This is a genomic window from Shewanella youngdeokensis, assembly GCF_033180165.1.
Lineage (GTDB): Bacteria > Pseudomonadota > Gammaproteobacteria > Enterobacterales > Shewanellaceae > Shewanella > Shewanella youngdeokensis.
Map to the genome: position 1 here is coordinate 1 of NZ_CP136522.1, position 18478 is coordinate 18478.

The following is an 18478-nucleotide window of genomic DNA, read 5'->3' on the forward strand; positions in this document are numbered from 1 at the left end:
GTGGCGGTTTCACTTTGGCAACAATGTATCGCAAGGCTGCAAGATGAGCTTTCGGCTCAACAATTCAGTATGTGGATAAGACCGTTACAGGCAGAAATGGAAGGCGACACGCTTATCATTTATGCGCCTAATCGTTTCGTTTTAGACTGGGTTAGAGACAAGTACCTCAATATCATTAATCAATTCTTTACAGAACAGATGGGCCCAGATGCGCCTAATTTGCGTTTTGATATTGGTAGTCGTCCGTCTGAAAAGCCTGTTGTTCAAGCTTCAGCCTCAATCAAAGCTCGACCAGTGGCCAAAAGAACGGTAGAAAAGCCAACTTTTAATGCACCACAAGCTGAGCCAGCTATGACGGCTAATCATCGCAGTAATATTAATCCAACTTATCAGTTTGATAACTTCGTTGAAGGTAAGTCTAACCAGTTAGGTAAAGCTGCTGCTTTACAAGTTGCAGAAAATCCTGGTGGGGCTTATAACCCATTATTTCTATATGGTGGTACAGGTTTGGGTAAAACCCATCTACTGCACGCTGTTGGTAATGGCATTATCAAAAATAAACCTGACGCTAAAGTGGTTTACATGCATTCTGAGCGTTTTGTGCAAGACATGGTTAAAGCCTTGCAAAATAACGCGATTGAAGAGTTTAAACGTTATTATCGTAGTGTTGATGCATTATTTATTGATGATATTCAATTCTTTGCTAACAAAGATCGTTCGCAAGAAGAATTCTTTCATACCTTTAATGCGTTACTAGAGGGTAATCATCAAATTATTCTGACTTCAGATAAATATCCAAAAGAGATCGATGGTGTTGAAGATCGTCTTAAGTCTCGATTTGGTTGGGGTTTAACGGTTGCCATTGAGCCGCCAGAGTTAGAAACTCGTGTGGCTATTTTGATGCGTAAAGCGCAAGAAAGTGGCATAAACCTCCCTGATGAAGTGGCATTCTTTATTGCTAAACGTTTGCGTTCTAACGTCCGTGAGTTAGAAGGCGCACTGAACCGTGTTATTGCCAACGCTAACTTTACCGGCCGTCCGATCACTATTGATTTTGTTCGTGAAGCCTTACGTGATTTACTTGCCCTGCAAGAAAAGCTCGTCACTATCGATAATATTCAAAAAACAGTTGCTGAATATTATAAAATTAAAATGGCAGATATGTTGTCGAAGCGCCGCTCACGCAGTGTTGCACGACCAAGACAAGTCGCTATGGCGTTATCAAAAGAACTCACTAACCAAAGCTTACCTGAAATTGGTGATGCGTTTGGTGGTCGTGACCATACGACTGTTTTGCATGCATGTCGTAAAATTGCGCAATTGCGTGAAGAAAGCCATGACATTAAAGAAGATTATGCTAACTTGATAAGAACTTTATCTTCTTAAGAGCAGGGAGAGTTTAAACAAATGAAATTTTCTATTGATAGGGATGCCCTATTAAAGCCGCTTCAGCTAGTTAGTGGAGCAGTAGAAAGACGGCATAACCTACCTATACTGGCCAACTTACTGGTTGAAGTTAGCGCTCACTCACTTAAGTTGACTGGTACCGATTTAGAGGTTGAATTGGTCGGTGAAGTTCAGTTAGAGGGTGATATTACTGAAGGGCGTACTACTGTCCCGGCTAAGAAATTTCTCGATATTGTCAAATCTTTACCTGATCAGGTAGAGCTTAAAATTGAACAGCAAGAAAACCGCTTATTATTACGTTCTGGCCGCAGCCGTTTTACTTTGGCAACTTTGCCAGCTGAAGAGTACCCGAATGTTGAAAGTTTTGAAGCTGAAATAGAATTTACACTCAAACAAGGTACGATGAAGTCCTTGATTGATGCAACGCAGTTTTCAATGGCTAACCAAGATGTCCGTTACTACCTTAATGGCTTATTGTTAGAAACCGAAGGTAATGTACTGCGTGCAATTGCTACTGACGGTCACCGTTTAGCGCTTAGTCATCGTATGATAGAAGCTTCTTTGCCTGAAAAGCAGGTTATTGTGCCGCGCAAGGGCGTATTAGAGCTGATGCGTTCATTTGAAGGTGATGACTTAGATGTCACAATTGCAATCGGTGATAATGCCATTAGAGCTACGACGCCAACGGCTGTATTTACCAGTAAGTTGGTTGATGGCCGCTTCCCTGATTACCGTCGCGTGCTGCCTAAAGGGGGCGACAAAGTTGTTATTGCTAGCCGTTTACAATTGAAACAAGCATTACTACGCGCTTCTATTCTATCTAATGAAAAGTTTCGTGGTGTTCGTGTTCAATTAGAAAATAACCTCATTAAAATCACTGCTAATAACCCTGAGCAGGAAGAAGCAGAAGAGATTTTAGATGTAGAGTATGAAAACTCTCCATTAGAGATTGGTTTTAACGTTAGCTACCTATTGGATGTATTGAATAACCTGCCATCGGATGACGTACGTATAACACTTATAGACGGAAACTCAAGTGCACTTATCGACAATCACATAGAGCAAGATTCTATGTATGTTGTTATGCCGATGCGTTTATAGTTGACTGTTTTCCTCTACCTTCATACCAGGTAAAGTTGTTTGACACTCAATCGACTTTATCTGGTATAAATTACACTCCAAAGTTACTTCCCCGCTGGATTTAAAGGGTACTAATGAGTCTTGATCGTCTCCATATTGAAACATTCCGCAATATTAGTTCTGCGCAATTAAGACCTAGTGAGGGACTAAACCTCATTTATGGGCAAAATGGGAGCGGTAAAACCAGCATTCTTGAAGCGATATATTTTTTAGGTATGGGTCGATCTTTTCGTAGTCATCTATCGCAACGGGTAATTCAAAATGAGCAAAATTCCCTGACATTGTTTGCCAACATGGTAAGCAGTGATGAAGACAGTAAAATTGGGCTTAGACGCTTTAGAAATGGTGAGATTGAAGTTAAAATTAATGGTGATAAAGTAAAGCGTTTATCAACCTTAGCTGAAACATTACCGATTCAAGTTATTACACCAGAAAGTTTTTCATTGCTGTTTGAAGGCCCAAAATCGAGACGACAGTTTGTTGATTGGGGGCTTTTCATTCTGATCCGCGTTTTTATGCTGCATGGGTCAATATAAGACGTATTTTAAAACAACGAAATCAGTTACTCAGAGATGAATCACCCTATAGTGCGATTCAATTTTGGGATAAAGAATTTATCCGTTATGCTGAACTAGTTACAGAGATACGAAAGCAATATGTAGACTCGTTAAATGAACAACTTAAGGGTATAATTGAAGAGTTTTTACCTCTGGTTGATGTTAAGGTTTCTTTTACCCGAGGCTGGGATAGTAAAACTGAGTACGCACAGCTGCTCGAGACGCAGTATCCCAGAGATTTAGCGACAGGCTATACCGTCAGCGGACCTCATAAAGCAGACTTAAGATTGCGGGTAGGAGCTCTGCCAGCACAGGATGCTTTGTCCCGTGGACAGTTGAAATTGTTAGTCTGTGCATTGCGTATTGCACAGGGAAAGTTGCTCAAACAACAAATTGATAAAAAAAGTATTTATCTGGTGGATGATCTTCCATCAGAATTGGATGCACAGCATAGAAAACTATTGCTACAACAGTTGGTCGATACCGGAGCGCAAGTTTTTGTAACGGCAATTGAACCAGCAGCAATAGTCGATTCGTTAGTCACGCCGCCAAGTAAAATGTTCCATGTGGAACACGGGCGTGTAACGGTAATTGAATAACCGACGAGAGAATAATATGTCAGAGAATAGTTATGATTCTTCGAGTATTAAGGTATTAAAAGGCCTTGATGCGGTACGAAAAAGACCTGGAATGTACATCGGCGATACAGATGATGGCACTGGTCTACATCACATGGTATTCGAAGTGGTCGATAACTCTATCGATGAAGCCTTAGCGGGCTACTGTAGCGAAGTTGTCATTACTATCCATACTGACGGTTCTGTATCGGTAAAAGATGATGGCCGTGGTATTCCTGTTGAGATCCATCCTGAAGAGGGTGTGTCTGCAGCAGAAGTTATTATGACAGTACTGCATGCCGGTGGTAAGTTTGACGATAACTCTTACAAAGTATCAGGTGGTCTTCACGGTGTAGGTGTTTCAGTTGTAAATGCACTGTCACATAAACTCCAGATGACAATTCGTCGTGAAGGTAAACTTTATGAGCAGTTTTATACTCATGGTGTACCTGATGGACCAATTAAAGAAGTCGGAGAGGCAAGCAATACTGGGACCGAGATTCGTTTTTGGCCTAGCGAAGAAACCTTTTCTGATGTGCTGTTCCACTTCGACATTTTAGCCAAGCGTGTTCGTGAGCTTTCTTTCTTAAACTCAGGTGTCGGTGTTCGTCTTATTGATGAACGTGATGAGCGTAATGAGTTTTACAAATACGATGGTGGTATCAGTGCCTTTGTTGACTACTTGAATGTTAATAAAACTCCTGTAAATAAAGAAGTTTTCCATTTTATTCAAGAGCGTGAAGACGGCATTACTGTCGAAGTTGCTATGCAATGGAATGATGGTTTCCAAGAGAATATTTTCTGTTTTACTAACAACATTCCACAACGCGATGGTGGTACTCACCTTGCCGGTTTCCGTGGTGCGTTAACTCGTAACCTTAATAACTACATGGAACGTGAAGGGTATAACAAGAAGAGTAAAACTGGCGCAACAGGTGATGATGCTCGCGAAGGTTTAACCGCTGTTATCTCGGTTAAAGTACCCGATCCTAAGTTTAGCTCGCAGACCAAAGATAAATTGGTATCAAGCGAAGTTAAAACCGCTGTTGAGCAAACAATGGGTGAGCAGTTAAGTGATTACCTGATTGAGCATCCAAATGAAGCTAAGCTGATTGTGGGCAAAATCATTGATGCTGCTCGTGCACGTGAAGCTGCACGAAAAGCCCGTGAAATGACTCGTCGTAAAGGCGCGTTAGATCTAGGTGGTCTGCCTGGTAAACTGGCTGATTGCCAAGAGAAAGACCCTGGTCTTTCTGAAATTTACATTGTGGAAGGGGACTCTGCTGGCGGTTCAGCCAAGCAGGGACGTAACCGTAAAAACCAAGCTATTTTACCGCTTAAAGGTAAAATCTTAAACGTCGAAAAAGCACGTTTTGATAGAATGCTATCTTCTCAAGAAGTGGCTTCACTGATCACCGCGTTAGGTTGTGGTATTGGACGTGACGAATATAACCCAGATAAGACGCGTTACCATAACATCGTTATCATGACCGATGCCGACGTCGATGGCTCGCACATTCGTACTTTGCTGTTGACGTTCTTTTTCCGCCAAATGCCTGAATTGCTTGAACGTGGCTTTATATATATTGCACAACCACCGTTGTACAAAGTTAAGAAAGGCAAACAAGAGCAGTACTTAAAAGACGATCCGGCGCTTACCGAGTTTTTGACAACACAAGCGTTAGACAATGCTTGTGTATACCCTGCACAAGGTGCTCCAGGTATGTCGGGTGAACCATTAGAACGTTTAGTTAAGCAGTACCGTGAAGTTGAGGCTGTTGTACAACGCCTTGAAAAGCGTTACCCAGCTAACATTACAGATCTATTGTTATATCACCCAGAGTTAACTGCTGATAAATTGACTGATGAAGCACAAGTTAAAGCTTGGACTGCTGAATTTACTGCAGACTTAATTGAAAGAGAAGCTGGTGGTATTTTATATAGCTCTGAAGCGGTACTTGATGCTGAGCGTAACGCGTATTTACCACAAATTACTATCCGTAAACATGGTATTGATACTAACTATGTATTTAGCTATGACTTCTTCCAATCAAATGACTATAAACGCATTGCAACATTAGGTGCTGAAATTGATGGTTTAGTTGAAGAAGGTGGTTATGTTCAACGTGGTGAGCGTACTAAAGATGTTTCCAGCTTTATAGATGCACTTGACTGGTTGATGGCCGAAGCAAAACGAGGCCAATATATCCAACGTTATAAAGGATTGGGTGAAATGAACCCTGAGCAATTGTGGGAAACTACAATGGATCCTGAAACACGTCATATGCTGCAGGTAACGATTGAAGACGCCATCGCAGCTGATCAACTGTTTAGTTGTTTGATGGGAGACCATGTTGAGCCTCGTCGTGACTTTATTGAGTCCAACGCACTTAACGTAGCTAACTTAGACGTCTAGTTTCATTGCGAAAGTTATTTTGCAAATAGTGAAATCGGCGCATATAGCGCCGATTTTTTTTGTTGTATTGCAAGTTAATAAGAACACCACAGCAGTGTTTTTATTATTACTCCCGGTCATATAAAGTGTTAAAGAAAACATTTAAAAAACTGTTTAATATCAGAGATAAAGTGATCGTTGAAAAACCAGAAAGTTTCAATGGGCGACTTAAATCGACTCGTGAAATATCTGCGCCACCTCGTGTCAATCGTGTTCAAACACCGTCTATTCAACCCACAGATATTCCTATAGACATATCGGCTTTGTTTTATAACTTATTGTTTCCGAATACCTTGAGCACCGGTATGGCTAACGAGTTAGAGAAAAACGTATTTAAGCGAGTTGAAGCTGCATTAAATGCGCCTGAAGCCATAGCAAGCAGCGTATTGAAGCTACCTACACAAGTCGTTGCTCTAGATAAGTTACTAGCTGATGAATCGTGTGATAACAACACGCTATTAGCACTCATTGAGAAAGATCCTGTGTTAAGTGTTGAGGTATTAAAGCTATGTAACTCGCCACTGTTTAGGCGCAGTGAAAAACCGATCACCAGCTTGCAGCTGGCGATAGTGCAGCTTGGTCGTGTTCAAATTCGTCGCTCAATCACTACTGTGCTATTACGTAAATGCATTGAAATTAAACCGATCTATTTTCGACGTTTTGGCTCTCAGATCTGGCGTCACTCTATGCAGGTGGCTTTTCTTGCTAGTGAATTAGCACAAGGTGATGATACTGACAGTGCGTTCTTGCTGGGGCTTATTCATGATGTTGGTAAAATTGCGATTTTTAAATTGTTATTAGAAGGCTTTGAACAAGCTGATCCTGGTGAACAGCCATGCTCTTGTTTGTTTAGTCGAGTCATGACCACTAAATCATTAAGTTTAAGCTCGCTACTGGCTCTGCATTGGCAGTTACCTGTAGACATTGTTGAGCAGCTTAATCGTTTAGCTATTGTTGATTCAAAGCCTGCTGGTGGCTTAGCCGAGGCTGTATGGCGAGCTAATTTAATCAGTGAGTGCTCAATGCTACATGAGGCGAATAAGTTAGAGGACGAACAGCTAAATCGATTATTGTTTGATGCAGGTATTGATAAAGAGCAGTTTGATCAATTACATCAAAAATTACTCTTGATTTAGTCTTCTGTAGTAAAAAACAAAAAAGCCCCTAATTATGGGGCTTTTTTATTGGGGCTAGCCAGTAGATATTACTGCAGCACCGAGATGTCAGCAGCATGTAAGAACTGCTCACGTAGACTTGATAAAAGCGCTAGGCGGTTATTCTTAAGGGCTAAATCGTCAGCCATTACCATCACTTCTTCAAAGAAGGTATCAACACTTTCACGCAGACTAGCAAGCAGTGCTAATGCTTCATGATAGTTAGCGGCCGCAAACAGCGGGGCTAACTGTGGTTGTAGTTCAGCAAGCTTAGTGGCAAGCACTTTCTCTGCTGACTCAACCAGTAATGAATCGTCGATAGTCGCTGGAAGCTCACCTTCGACTTTAGCCAAAATGTTGGATACACGTTTGTTGGCCGCTGCTAATGCAGATGCTTGTTCAAGCGTTCTAAAGTGAGCAACAGCTTTAATACGGCTTTCAAAATCGGCAGGAGCGGTAGGGCGGCGAGCTAATACTGCTAGAATCACATCTACACTCACACCTTGATCTTGGTACCAAGCGCGGAAGCGACCCATGAAGAATTCAAGTACTTGCTCAGCAACCTTATCGTTAGTTAATGTTTCACCATGTAGCGCTTGTGCTTTAGCAATCAAATCAACAAGATCTAATGGTAAATTATTTTCTAAACAGATACGTAGCACACCAATAGCTGCTCGACGTAGAGCAAATGGATCTGCTGCACCTTTAGGTGCTTGGCCAATACCGAAAATGCCGACTAAAGTGTCTAGTTTCTCAGCTAAAGCAACACAAATTGAGATAGGTGCAGTTGGTACTGTATCACCAGAGAACTTAGGCTTGTATTGTTCAGCCAGTGCCACTGCTACTGCTTCTGTTTCACCATTTTGACGAGCGTAATGCATGCCCATGGTGCCTTGAAGATCAGTAAATTCCATTACCATGTTAGTCATCAAATCTGACTTACATAACAGACCTGCACGAGCGGCTTGCTCGCTGTTAGCGTCGATATTGCTAGCAATATAAGCAGCCATGGCAGATATGCGCTCAACACGTTGTTTAATCGTACCTAGTTGCTTTTGGAAAACTACGGTTTCTAAGCTGCTAAGGCGAGACTCTAATGTGTCTTTTCTATCAGTTTCAAAGAAAAATTCAGCATCAGCTAGACGTGGGCGAACCACTTTTTCATTACCGGCAATAATTTGCTGTGGATCTTTTGATTCGATATTGGTTACAAAGATAAAGTTAGGCATAAGCTGGCCTGCTTTATCAAATACTGGGAAGTATTTTTGGTCACCTTTCATGGTGTAAACCAAGGCTTCAGCAGGCACATCTAAGAATTTTTGTTCGAAGTTTGCTGTCAATACTACAGGCCATTCAACTAAAGAAACCACTTCTTCAAGTAGATCATCCTCTAGGTCTGCTACACCACCAATTGCGGCTGCCGCGGCTTCAGCGTCAGCCTTGATAATCGCCTTACGTGCTTCGTAGTCTGCAAGAACTTTACCTTGCTCTTTCAAAGCTGAAAGATAATTATCAGCATGATCTAGCTCAAAGCTCGCTTTACCCATAAAGCGGTGGCCACGAATAATACGGTCTGACTTAACGCCCAGCAGCTCACCAGTAACAACTTCGCTACCGAGTAACATGGTTACCGTGTGTACAGGGCGAATAAATTGTGTAGTGTTAGTGCCCCAGCGCATCGGCTTCGGGATAGGTAATTTATCTAAAGCACGTTGAGCCATTGCTGCGATAAGGCTTTTTGTTTCAACACCAACTACTTTAGCTTGATGTAGTAACCATTCACCCTTATCAGTTTTTAGGCGGCCAGCTTCTTCAACAGTAATACCGTTACCACGAGCCCAACCCATAGCTGCTTTTGTGGGGTTACCATCAGCATCAAATGCCTGTGCAATTGCTGGCCCACGTTTTTCAACCACTTTGTCTGCTTGAGCAAGCGCAAGCTGATTAATGCTAATAGCTAAGCGACGTGGCGCAGCATGCCATAGGGCTGACTCAAAGCTTAATTCTGCTTTTGTTAGCTCGTCAGTAAAGTTAGCGAGAAACGACTCTGCTAGTTTACGTAATGATTTTGGAGGTAGCTCTTCTGTACCAACTTCAATTAGTAAGTTTTCAAAATTCATTTTTTATTCCTCTACTTACCAATTGGGAAGCCAAGTGCTTCACGCGCTTGATAGTAAGCTTCTGCAACACCTTTAGCCATCGTTCGAACGCGTAAGATGTAACGCTGGCGTTCGGTCACCGAAATTGCATGGCGTGCATCAAGTAAGTTAAATGCATGAGAGGCCTTCATTACCTGCTCATAAGCGGGCAGTGGCAGGGGCTTTTCAAGTGAGAGCAAGTGCTGACAAGCTTTTTCGCAATCTTCAAAGGTTTTGAATAGCACTTCAACATTGGCATGCTCAAAGTTATAAGCTGATTGCTCAACTTCGTTCTGGTGGAAAATATCACCATACATAACTTTGCCCATAGGGCCGTCTGTCCAAACTAGGTCATAGACGTTATCGACCTCTTGGATATACATTGCTAGTCGCTCTAGGCCATAGGTGATTTCGCCAGTGACTGGCTTACACTCTAGTCCACCAACTTGCTGGAAGTAAGTAAATTGCGACACTTCCATACCGTTTAACCAAACTTCCCAGCCAAGACCCCAAGCACCCAATGTTGGTGATTCCCAGTTGTCTTCTACAAAGCGCACGTCATGAATGTTCATGTCGACACCTGCTGCAGCTAAGGAGCCAAGGTATAGCTCTTGAATATTGTCTGGCGATGGCTTTAACACGACCTGAAATTGATAGAAGTGTTGTAGGCGGTTTGGGTTATCGCCGTAACGACCATCTGTCGGGCGTCGACTTGGTTGAACATAAGCGCAGCTCATTGGCTCTGGGCCTAATGCGCGCAAGAAGGTCATTGGGTGGAATGTACCCGCCCCGACTTCCATGTCCAATGGTTGAACAATTGCGCAACCTTGCTGCGCCCAGTATTCCTGCAGGGTCATAATAAAGCCCTGGAATGTTTTTACGTCGTATTTCGTCGTCATATCCGCTTGTCTACTGCCTGGAAGCTTAAATAGAAAATGGTATCGATTATACCTTGTAGGATTGAGGTTATATAGGTTATTTTTTATCTTATCAATTTAAAATTAAGGAATGATGCTATGGATGTCACGCGTTGCAGTTGGGTTGGCGGTGATTCTATCTATCAGGAGTATCACGATACTGTGTGGGGGCGACCCGTTTATGATAGCCAAGAGTTATTTGCCAAGCTTTGCCTTGATGGCCAGCAAGCAGGCCTTTCATGGATTACTATTCTAAAAAAACAGCAAAGTTATTATGCTGCATACGCTGATTTCGATCCTGCAATTATCGTGACATTTGATGAACACAAAGTCGAAGAGCTTATGCTTAACCCTGGCATTATTCGTAATCGCTTAAAGGTTAACTCAATCATAAAAAATGCTCGGGCTTACATGTCATATGTAGAACAGGGAAATGACTTTTCTACATTTTTATGGAGTTTTGTGGGCGGCAAGCAGCGGGTTAATCATTTTCATTCTATCGAAGAGGTACCGACACAAACTGCTGAGTCAGAGGCTATGTCAAAAGCGCTTAAAAAATTAGGCTTTAACTTTGTTGGTCCTACAATTTGCTACGCCTTTATGCAGGCTGTAGGGATGGTTGATGATCACACCACAGATTGCTTTTGCCATTAAGAGTGAAGCTTCTTATAGCAACTAACTCAATATATCTTCGTTTTAATTTAGCTTTTGCGCATATAAATGAATTTGAAACCAGGTTATAACTCCTTATGTTCCACGTGGAACATAGGCAAAGTATCAGTTTCATATTAAAAATAAATTTTTATGAAACTAAAAAAACAAAGCTTAGTTACTCAGATTTTAAATTTTAAATTGAATATAATTTTGCAATTTTTGTTTGAGTTGAGGTTAAGGTGACTTTGTTGTCGTTACTTTTTTGGGAAATTCGACCAGTGTTCCACGTGGAACTGCAATTCTTAACCGCTGACAATTGATAGTTTATTGTATTCAGCAAGGCAGGTTGGTTAACCGGCTGTTGGATTTAACCGTTTAGTTGAAGGGGTAACTAAACGGCTTAGTATTTTTGGCGTTACTTTAGTGTGACTATGTTGGATGTCGCAACCGTTGCATTGTTGAGCACTCGACAAGTTACTCCGCCTCTCCAATCTGGTTGAAGTGCCTTTTCTAATCCGGGATAGGCAATAGCCATTTTTTTGCATGGATCAGTTTCACCAGTTATTTCTAAAATAAGCTTACCCACAACTAGCTGCTTACCTTTATCACTTGCAGTGAAACTAATACCATCGACTAACAAGTTGGCTCTACGCGTATACCATGGCAGGTTTTTTCCTACTTCATGACATGCTTGCTGCCATTGCTGTATAGACATCACCGTGACTTGTCTTTTACCTGGGCGGCCAAAAATGTCATTTTCAACGCCTTTAGATAAAGTTACATTGGCTTTATCTAACGTGACCATTTGGCCATTTTTTTCAGTTTTGTAAGCTATACCGATTAATGTTGGCATCGGAAAGTTCCTTTGTCCGAGAGTTTAATGGGAGTTTAGAGGCCTTTCTTTATTAAATATAAATAGGGCGTGGTTTCAGTTTGGCTAGCAATTAACGTGTGATCCATAAACTCACAGAAACTAGGAATATCACGTGTAGTCGCGGGGTCATCAGCAGTAATTAATAGTGTTTCACCCTCATTCATGCGTCTTACTGATTTGCGTACCATCATTACGGGTTCTGGACATCGCAGTCCCAATGCGTCGAGCTGATGTTGGGCACTATTAAATTTGTCGCTCATATTTCCTCTGATGCGCTCTTAAACAGAAGTGGCTAATATTACTCCAGCACTGGCAGATAGCCAAGTTTGTAAGTATTTTATGTGAACTCGGGTATTTTGGTTTGTGCAATTGTTCCACGTGAAACAATTGCACAAAATATACAGCCCTATGCAGCTTCTATTGTACACGACAAAAAAAGCGGGATTGAAAAGTATAATTATATTAATAATGAAATTTAAACAATCTTAGTTGAATTGAAGAGATACTGAGTACCTTTATGTATAGGGCGTATAGTTGGTTAGAGCTGAATAGCAGTTAGTGCTACGTTAAAGTCAAATTCGTTTTGTTATGGAAGCTAACTCTTGAAAAATTAATTATAAAGGTTCTGGTTGTTTACCTTAAGCGAACCAAAAGCTAGTAATAGCTTTACTAGGCATTGTGCGACATTGCTTTTCGGGGCTTATAATTAGTCCCTTGGCTTATCGTTGTAGTTAGATCTAACCCAGGGAAAGGTATTTGATATTTAAAGCGTCTTAAGAATCGCCGCTAATAATTGAACTTGTCAGCAGTTTATTGCGGGTTTTTAGCGAGGTCATTTGTTAGAATCCACACCACTATATATGGCAAAGAAATCACTTGCCGCATTCTGTTGCACACTCTTAGTTGAAAGCAGAATATTCAGTTATATTATCTAAAGGCAGGCTATGACCGTTCTTCTAATGACACCACCGATGACCCAGCTTAATACGCCGTATCCAGCAACAGCGTATTTAACTGGATTTTTGCGTTCTCGAGGTTACGAGGCGGTTCAGCGTGACCCTGCTATTGAGCTATTTCTTGAGATGATGACTGCACCTGCGCTGGAAATTATTCGTCAACATGTAGAAGATAATTTTGAAAACTTCGAAGATGATGAACTTCCAGATGCTGTGTATAGTTTTCTGGCTGAATTTGACCGCTATCATTTGGCAATTGAACCTGCAATTCGTTTTTTACAGGGTAAAGATCCAAGTCTTGCCTTACGCATTAACTCCCGTCGCTTTTTACCTGAAGGTCCAGCATTTGAGGCTATAGCTCAGATGGAAGCTGTATCGGGAGATGTATTGCAAGCAGCCTTTGGTAATTTAGGTGTGCAAGATAAAGCCAAGTATTTAGCCACATTATTTATTAATGATGTGTCGACGGTTATCACTCAGGGAGTCGATCCCTATTTTGAGGTGAGCCGTTACGGTGAAAAGTTAGCAGCTGCTAACCCTAGCTTTGACAACCTTTACGAAACCTTAATGGACGAACCTAGCTTTAGCTCTGAAATTTTAGAGCAGCTGGTTGAGCTGTATTTAGAAGAAACTCAACCAAGCGTAGTTGCGTTAACGGTACCATTTCCTGGCAACATGCTCGGGGCTTTACGTATTGCGCAAACCTGCAAAGCGATTAATCCAGACTTACCGATAGTGATGGGTGGCGGCTTTATTAATACCGAACTGCGCGCATTGAAAGATCCGCGTGTATTTGAGTTTGTTGATTTTATTTGCCTAGACGATGGTGAGCGGCCGCTAATAACGTTGTTAGAGTATTTTCAAGGCCAGCGTGAGATTGACGAGTTAGTACGAACATACTTTCTTGCAGAAGATGAAAATGGTCAGCCATACGTACACCTTAACGATAATTCTGCATTGCACGATATTCCGCAGTCTGACGTAGGGGCTCCAATATATGACGGACTGCCTTTAACAGAATACTTGTCTTTGTGTGAGATGCTCAATCCTATGCACCGTATTTGGAGTGATGGCCGTTGGAATAAGCTAACTATTGCTCACGGTTGTTATTGGCGTAAGTGTAGCTTTTGCGATGTTAGTTTAGATTATATCGATCGTTACGATACCGCTGGAGCCGATGTTCTGGTGGATCGTATTGAACAGCTTATTGAAGAAACCGGACAAACTGGTTTTCATTTTGTAGATGAAGCTTTGCCGCCTAAAACATTATTTGCGTTTGCTAAGAGGCTAATTGAGCGTGGTGTTGTCATTAGTTGGTGGGGCAATATTCGTTTTGAAAGAACATTTAGTCAGGCTAGGTGCCAGCTGCTTGCTGATTCTGGTTGTATCGCTGTCAGTGGTGGTTTAGAAGTCGCATCTGATCGCCTATTAAAATTGATGAAAAAAGGTGTGAGTGTTGAACGAGTTGCTCAAGTTACCAAAGCTTTCAGTGATGCGGGTATTTTGGTACACGCTTATTTGATGTATGGCTTTCCTACACAAACAGAACAAGAGACAGTCGATTCACTAGAAATGGTGCGCCAGATGATGGAGCAAGGCTGTTTCCAGTCTGCTTATTGGCACCGTTTTGTGGCTACAATTCACAGCCCGGTTGGCATGAACCCAGATAAGTTTGGTATTAAGCTTGCTGAGCGACCTGAGATTTTGTTTGCTGAGAATGATGTCGACTTCACCGATTCTGTGGCAACAGACCATGAAATGCTGGGTGAGGGGCTGCGTAAGGCTATTTATAACTACATGCATGGTATTGGTTTTGAGCAACCGATGAGCTTTTGGTTTGATAAAGCCGTAGCTCATACTACGATGGAAAAAAACTTCGTAGTAAAATCGATTAGCAATTTAATCGATAGTCATGAAGCGTAAACTGCCGTTAAGCTCTATTACCGCTCGATAGTTCATAAAAAAAGCCAGCATTAGCTGGCTTTTTTATGAGCGAGGTGATTTTTACGGGCGCTCGAAGATGGTCGCAATACCTTGGCCAAGGCCAATACACATAGTCGCAAGACCATACTTAGCATCTTTAGCTTCCATCAAGTTGATTAGTGTTGTCGAAATACGAGTACCTGAACAACCCAGTGGGTGACCAAGTGAAATTGCACCACCATTAAGGTTAATTTTTTCATCAACCACGTCCATCAAGCCAAGATCTTTTACACAAGGTAATGACTGGGCTGCAAACGCTTCGTTTAGCTCAATCACATCTAAGTCATCAATGGTTAGGCCTGCACGAGCCAATGCTTTCTTGGTCGCGGGTACTGGACCATAACCCATAATTGCAGCATCACAACCTGCAACGGCCATTGAGCGAATACGAGCTCGGATTGGTAAACCAAGTGCTTTTGCTTTTTCTTCTTCCATCACTAACATTGCAGATGCACCGTCAGATAAAGCTGAAGAGGTACCTGCAGTTACAGTACCATTGGCTGGGTCAAAAGCTGGGCGAAGACCTGCCAACGATTCCATTGATGTTTCTGGGCGAATAACTTCGTCATGTTCAACATTTATGAGGGAGCCGTTAGCATCATGGCCTTCAATAGCAACGATTTCATTAGCAAAGCGGCCTTCAACAGTTGCCGCGTGTGCGCGTTGGTGTGAGCGCACCGCAAAGGCATCTTGTTGTTCACGAGTAATACCGTGCATTTTTCCAAGCATTTCAGCAGTTAGTCCCATCATGCCCGAGGCTTTAGCAACGTTAGCTGCAAGGCCAGGGTGAAAATCTACACCATGGTTCATTGGTACGTGACCCATATGCTCAACACCACCGACAATAAAGGTGTCGCCTTGGCCTGTCATAATTGCGCGCGCTGCTTGATGTAAAGCATCCATTGATGAGCCACATAAACGGTTTACCGTTACAGCGCCGGCTTGCTTGGGAATACCAGCAAGTAATGCGGCATTGCGGGCAATATTAAAACCTTGCTCTAGAGTTTGTTGTACACAGCCCCAAATTACGTCTTCAATCCCGTTTGGATCAAGCTTAGGGTTGCGCTGAAGTAGCGCTTTCATCAGTTCTGCTGATAGGGTTTCTGCGCGTACATTTCTAAATACACCAGCCTTTGAACGGCCCATTGGGGTACGAATGCAATCTACGATTACGGCATTTTTCATTGTATTAATCCTTCCTGCTTAAGCCTGCTGGTAGTAGCTGCCATTGTTGGCGGCGAGTTCGCGCATAGCGTCGGTTACTTGATATAGACCACCTAGGTGGGCGTATTTGTCGGCTAATGCAACAAAGTTAGCAACCCCCATGGTATCTAGGTAACGGAATACACCGCCTCTAAATGGTGGGAAACCAATACCATAAACTAAGCCCATATCTGCCTCAGCAGGGGTAGCGATAATACCTTCTTCAAGACAGCGTACTGTTTCGATAATCATCGGGATCATTGTGCGAGCGATGATTTCGTCTGACTCAAATGATTTTAGCTCTCCAAATTCAGCTTGAAGTAACTCATAGCTTGTTGGATCTAAATCTTTCTTCGGCTTGCCGCGACGATCTACCGAATACTGATAAAAACCTTTGCTGTTTTTCTGACCAAAGCGATTAGCATCGAACATAATATCAATAGCATCTTTACCTGACTTACCCATGCGCTCAGGGAAGCCTTCTGCCATAACTGCTTGAGCGTGATGTCCCGTATCTAGGCCTACTACATCTAATAGATAAGCAGGGCCCATTGGCCAGCCAAACTGTTTTTCCATGACTTTATCAATTGCAGCGAAATCGCCACCATCAGCAAGCAGGCCGCTAAAGCCGGCAAAGTAAGGGAACAGAACGCGGTTTACAAAGAAACCTGGGCAGTCGTTTACAACAATAGGGCTCTTGCCCATTTTACTGGCGTAAGCAACGACAGATGCAATCGTTTCTTCTGAACTGTCTTCACCACGAATGATTTCTACTAGGGGCATTTTGTGCACTGGGTTAAAGAAGTGCATACCACAGAAGCGCTCAGGCTTTTTAAGGCTTTTTGCGAGTAGGTTGATTGAAATGGTTGAAGTGTTTGAGGTAATAATTGTGTCTTCACTGACATGTTCTTCAACTTCAGCCAATACCATTGACTTAACCTTAGGGTGTTCAACAACGGCCTCAACAATCACGTCTGCCGATTTTACCGGTGCATAATCAAGGGCTGGGGTTATGTTGTTTAACACTGCTGCCATTTTCGCCGGTGTTGAACGGCCACGTTTAATTTGTGTAGCTAGCAATTTAGAGGCTTCGCCTAACCCTAAATCAAGTGCAGGTTGGGCGATATCTTTCATTACAATTGGTGTACCTTTGCTGGCACTTTGATACGCAATCCCACCGCCCATGATACCGGCGCCAAGCACGGCAGCGGAGTCAAATTTTCTCGCCAACTTGCCGGCTTTTTTAGCTTTACCTTTTACGAGTTGGTCGTTCAAGAAAATACCAATCAACGCTTGGGCTACTTCTGTTTTGGCTAACTTCAAGAATGCTTGGTGTTCAACTTGTAATGCGCTGTCGCGGTCAAGCTGTGCTGCTTTTTCGATTACACTAATTACAGCCATTGGTGCAGGGTAATGTTTGCCTGCTACTTTAAATACCATGCCTTTTGCTGTTGCAAACGACATCATCGCTTCCATTTTCGGTAGCGTAAGTGGTGATTGCTTTCTAGCGCGACGTGATTGCCAATCTAGCTTTTCTGCGATTGCGTCTTTTAGCATTTGTAACGCAGCGCTTTGTAGTTGCTCTGGCGCCACTAGTGCATCAATGGCACCGACTTTTAGTGCCGCTTCTGGGCGTTGGTCTTTACCCGTGGTGATCCACTCAATAGCATTATCTGCACCAATAACGCGAGGTAAGCGCACGGTACCACCAAAACCTGGAATGATACCAAGCTTGGTTTCTGGTAGGCCTATTCTAGCCGTGGTATCTGCTACGCGGAAATCGGTGGCAAGAATGGTTTCGCAACCACCGCCTAGTGCAAAGCCATTGATTGCTGAAATAGTCGGAAACGGTAAATCTTCTAATTTGTTAAAAACAGCATTAGCTTCTTCTAACCAATTCATTAGAACCGAATCATCTTCTGCAAATAAAGTTAAGAACTCAGTGATATCTGCACCCACGATAAATGCGGATTTAGCAGAAGTGAGCATTAAACCTTGGATGGTGTTGTTTTGCTTGATGCTGTCGAGCGCAGCATTTAAAGAGTTGATGGTTTCTCTATCGAACTTATTGACCGAACCTTGTGCTTTAAAGCACAAATGAGCGATGTTGTCGTCAAGTAACTCAACCTCAATTGTAGGGCTTTGGTAGATCATTGCTTGCTTCCTTATAGCTTAAGTTAAATATCCACTCTTAACTTTTTTAGAGTAAATTTAACTCTCTTTTTTACGGCAGCTTCGGCCATCATTTGACCACTTGTTGTTCAGTGTGCGACTAATCACAAAAAATTACAACACTCAATTTAAACGGTCGTTTGGTTTATTTTGTTATATTTTATAATGCAATTTTAAAACAAGTGCTTACATGTTGCTTGTTTTGTTGTGGGTTCTATTCTGATTGATGGGACATGGGAGCTAAAATGTGT

12 protein-coding genes and 1 pseudogene are annotated in these 18478 nt (G+C 42.3%); 7 read left to right on the forward strand and 6 right to left on the reverse strand.

The genetic code is table 11. The annotated features are described in order from the left end of the window. From dnaA to RGE70_RS00025, 5 genes and pseudogenes are all read left to right on the forward strand, one after another. Positions 1–1386: a chromosomal replication initiator protein DnaA gene (gene dnaA, locus RGE70_RS00005; protein ID WP_375087874.1), complete on the forward strand. Its 1386-nt coding sequence runs from the start codon at positions 1–3 to the stop codon at positions 1384–1386. 21 nt (positions 1387–1407) lie between these two features. Further along, positions 1408–2508, forward strand: coding sequence for a DNA polymerase III subunit beta (gene dnaN / locus RGE70_RS00010; protein ID WP_310469517.1), 1101 nt, complete (start codon positions 1408–1410; stop codon positions 2506–2508). Between the two features lie 113 nt (positions 2509–2621). Then, a pseudogene (recF, locus tag RGE70_RS00015) lies at positions 2622–3703 on the forward strand (DNA replication/repair protein RecF). A 16-nt stretch (positions 3704–3719) separates the two neighbouring features. Further along, entirely contained in the window at positions 3720–6137 is a 2418-nt protein-coding gene (gene gyrB / locus RGE70_RS00020; protein ID WP_310469518.1) for a DNA topoisomerase (ATP-hydrolyzing) subunit B, read from the forward strand. Between the two features lie 125 nt (positions 6138–6262). Beyond that, the gene (locus RGE70_RS00025; protein WP_310469519.1) at positions 6263–7312 is read left to right on the forward strand and encodes an HDOD domain-containing protein; all 1050 of its coding nucleotides are present in this window, start codon (positions 6263–6265) and stop codon (positions 7310–7312) included. A 68-nt stretch (positions 7313–7380) separates the two neighbouring features. Here RGE70_RS00025 and glyS read toward each other — a convergent pair whose 3' ends face one another. Together glyS and glyQ are read right to left on the reverse strand one after the other, a co-directional pair. Continuing rightward, complete coding sequence (gene glyS, locus RGE70_RS00030) at positions 7381–9450, reverse strand: glycine--tRNA ligase subunit beta (protein ID WP_310469520.1); 2070 nt, start codon at positions 9448–9450, stop codon at positions 7381–7383. 11 nt (positions 9451–9461) lie between these two features. Then, a complete protein-coding gene (gene glyQ / locus RGE70_RS00035; RefSeq protein ID WP_310469521.1) occupies positions 9462–10367 on the reverse strand; it encodes a glycine--tRNA ligase subunit alpha in 906 nt (301 codons plus the stop codon). Between the two features lie 117 nt (positions 10368–10484). Here glyQ and RGE70_RS00040 point away from each other — a divergent pair, with 117 nt between their 5' ends. Further along, complete coding sequence (locus RGE70_RS00040; RefSeq protein ID WP_310469522.1) at positions 10485–11039, forward strand: DNA-3-methyladenine glycosylase I; 555 nt, start codon at positions 10485–10487, stop codon at positions 11037–11039. Positions 11040–11454: 415 nt separating this feature from the next. On the opposite strand, the gene RGE70_RS00045 is transcribed toward RGE70_RS00040, so the two are convergent. Next, positions 11455–11892, reverse strand: a complete 438-nt coding sequence (locus RGE70_RS00045; protein WP_310469523.1) for an MOSC domain-containing protein — start codon at positions 11890–11892, stop codon at positions 11455–11457. 35 nt (positions 11893–11927) lie between these two features. Beyond that, entirely contained in the window at positions 11928–12173 is a 246-nt protein-coding gene (tusA, locus tag RGE70_RS00050; protein ID WP_310469524.1) for a sulfurtransferase TusA, read from the reverse strand. Positions 12174–12857: 684 nt separating this feature from the next. On the opposite strand from tusA, the gene RGE70_RS00055 reads away from it, so the two are divergent. After that, complete coding sequence (locus RGE70_RS00055) at positions 12858–14792, forward strand: B12-binding domain-containing radical SAM protein (RefSeq protein WP_310469525.1); 1935 nt, start codon at positions 12858–12860, stop codon at positions 14790–14792. 81 nt (positions 14793–14873) lie between these two features. Here the strand turns inward: RGE70_RS00055 and fadA are convergent, their stop codons facing one another. Then, positions 14874–16037 (reverse strand): acetyl-CoA C-acyltransferase FadA, encoded by a 1164-nt coding sequence (gene fadA / locus RGE70_RS00060; protein ID WP_310469526.1) that lies wholly within the window; start codon positions 16035–16037, stop codon positions 14874–14876. An 18-nt stretch (positions 16038–16055) separates the two neighbouring features. Further along, positions 16056–18209, reverse strand: a complete 2154-nt coding sequence (gene fadB, locus RGE70_RS00065; protein WP_310469527.1) for a fatty acid oxidation complex subunit alpha FadB — start codon at positions 18207–18209, stop codon at positions 16056–16058. Between the last annotated feature and the right edge of the window lie 269 nt (positions 18210–18478).